We start from the raw sequence: 311 nt of genomic DNA on the forward strand, positions 1-311 counted from the left end.
AGCCGGTAGTCACCGCGCAGGGTTTCCAGCACGTCTTCGACATGGGGCAGCAGTTCAATCGGATGGTCCAGCATCTCGCGCCCGGCGGCGAGCAGGTCACTGATCACCTCGGCGGGGACTTTGCCCTCTGTCACCTCGATTGCGGTCTCGATCATCGACAGGGTGAACCCTTTGATCCCGTAGCCGTAATGCGGCAGATTGCGCCGTTCGGCTTCCAAAAGCCGTGCCATCAGATGGTCGCGTTCACTATGTTCGGCCAGAAGGGCTGCAAAACGGTCGTGAGAGAGTGCAAAGTAGCGTTCATTATGCCA

Annotated in this window: 1 pseudogene; it reads right to left on the reverse strand. The window is 58.8% G+C overall.

The window, feature by feature from the left end:
• Nucleotides 1-311, reverse strand: a pseudogene (locus A3722_RS16795) (HAD family hydrolase); the annotation flags it as partial.

The sequence above is a fragment of the Sulfitobacter sp. HI0027 genome (genome assembly GCF_001634775.1).
Taxonomy (GTDB): domain Bacteria; phylum Pseudomonadota; class Alphaproteobacteria; order Rhodobacterales; family Rhodobacteraceae; genus Sulfitobacter.